The sequence below is a fragment of the Nonomuraea sp. NPDC001684 genome (genome assembly GCF_053596515.1).
Genome location: NZ_JBSFGJ010000818.1, coordinates 1 through 1,905, shown reverse-complemented (window position 1 = coordinate 1,905; position 1,905 = coordinate 1). Strand labels below are relative to the sequence as shown.

Genomic DNA, 1,905 nt, shown 5'->3' with positions numbered 1-1,905 from the left:
ATGCCGGTCACCACGCCCATCGCGAAGTTGATCAGGAACAGCTTCCCGAAGAACTTCGTGAGCTTGAGGTAGTGCTCCTTGCCCGTGCGGTGCCAGGCCGTCTGGAGGCCCGCGACGAAGATGCCCAGACCGATGGTCAGGGGCACGAACAAGAAGTGGTACACGGTGGTGACCCCGAACTGCCACCGTGCCAGGTCAAGCGCGTCCATCAATCCCCACCCGCTCATAGCTCTACAAGCTGTAGTACTTCTACCTGTAGTAGTACTACAGGCCGTAGAGCATCGCGATGCGACGTTAGTCACATCCCCCGGTTCTGCCTACTTTTCGAGGATCCCGTACGGGTACGTCCCGGCGCGTCACCCGCCGGGCGGATTGCGCACTACCCCGCCCGGCGGACCCCGCCCGCGGCGTCGAGGTAGGCCTGCAGATTGCCCAGCTCGAAGCCGCGCCGCTTGATCTTGTCGATCAGCACCCGGAAGTCGGCCGCCAGGTTGGGCCGGAAGTGCAGGAGCAGGATGTCGCCCGGACGCAGGCGCTTGTCGGGCACCTGGTAGGCGATCTTGCCACCCGGCTGCACGGTGGCGGTCCACAGCAGCACGGCCTTCACCCCGCACCGCCGGGCGGCCCGCAGCGTGTCGGTGTTGTAGCTGCCGAACGGCGGCCGGAACAACGCCGGCCGGGTCCCGATCTCCTTGCCGACCACCTGGGCCGCGCCGCAGATCTCGCGGCGCTGCCCGTCGAGGGCCAGGCGGCGCAGGTCGGGATGGGTGAGGGTGTGGTTCTCGACGGGCACATGGACGTCGCGGAGCTGCCGGAAGTACCCCCACTTGCCGGCGCCCACGTAGCGGCCGGGGCCGCCGGCCGGGTCGGGGCTGCCCTTGGCCTCGACCGCGTCGCGCATGGCGAAGGCGGTGATGGGGACGCGCCGGTCGCGTACCAGCTTGACGAAGCCGGGGTCCTGCTCCCAGCCGTCGTCGATGGTCAGGAAGACGACCTTGCGCTTGGTGGGGATCGAGCTGATCACCGGGGGCAGGCCGTTCTCGCCCCTGATCGGGCCCACCTCGCCGGCGCGCGGCAGCGCCCCCGGCGGGCCCTGCGGAGTGGGCCGGGACGTGGGGACGCCGGTCGCGGACGGCTTCGCCGACGGCCCGGTCACGACCCCGCCGGTGTCGCCTGTGGTGCCGCCGGTGGCACACCCGGCGGCCAGCGCCACCAGCACCCCGGCGAGCACGGCCGGCCCCAGCCCGCCACGCCCGGCCCCGCCCCTGACCGTTCCACGCCCCCAGCACATGGAGCACCATCTTGCCAGCCCTGATCGGCGCGACGCGTCGCCCGACTGGCAGGTCTTGCCCTTAACCAGCCGGTCACCGGTGCCTAGAGTGGCCGCATGAAGGTGGCGGGCAGCGCCGTGATCGGCGTACAGCGAGATCGAGTGTGGGCCGCGCTCCAGGACCCGGCGGTGCTCGTGCGCACCATCCCGGGCTGCGAGCGCCTGGAGGAGACCGGGCCGGACACCTACAGGATGACGGTCAACGCGGGCGTGGCGTCCATCAAGGGCGTCTACCAGGGGGAGGTCGCGCTGGCCGAGCCGCGCGCGCCCGAGAGCTTCACGCTGCGGGCGCGCGGCCAGGGCGCGCCGGGCACGGTCGAGGCCACCGTCCTGGTACGGCTGAGCGAGATCGACGGCGGCACCCGGGTGGACTACGACGCCGACGCGGTGATCGGCGGGATGATCGGCGGCGTCGGGCAGCGCATGCTCGGCTCGGTCGCGAAACGCACGGCGGGCGAGTTCTTCTCCGCCGTCGAGGGCCACCTCAGCGCCCCGCCCCCGGTCCCGGCGGCCCGGACCGCCCCGGAGGCCGCACCGGAGGCCGCACCGGCCGCCCCGGCGGTCTACGAACGGCC

The 1,905-nt window shown here is 72.0% G+C and carries 3 protein-coding genes; 1 reads left to right on the top strand and 2 read right to left on the bottom strand.

Annotated elements, in window-relative coordinates:
* Positions 1–209: cytochrome ubiquinol oxidase subunit I (locus ACWCSD_RS52125; protein ID WP_449927274.1), on the bottom strand; the 209-nt coding region annotated here is incomplete at its 3' end.
* A gap of 170 nt (positions 210–379) precedes the next feature.
* Positions 380–1,291 carry a polysaccharide deacetylase family protein gene (locus tag ACWCSD_RS52120; RefSeq protein ID WP_397163680.1) on the bottom strand — a complete coding sequence of 304 codons (912 nt, stop codon included), beginning with the start codon at positions 1,289–1,291 and terminating at the stop codon, positions 380–382.
* A 96-nt stretch (positions 1,292–1,387) separates the two neighbouring features.
* Here ACWCSD_RS52120 and ACWCSD_RS52115 point away from each other — a divergent pair.
* On the top strand, positions 1,388–1,905 hold a 518-nt coding region (locus ACWCSD_RS52115; protein ID WP_449927271.1), incomplete at its 3' end, for an SRPBCC family protein.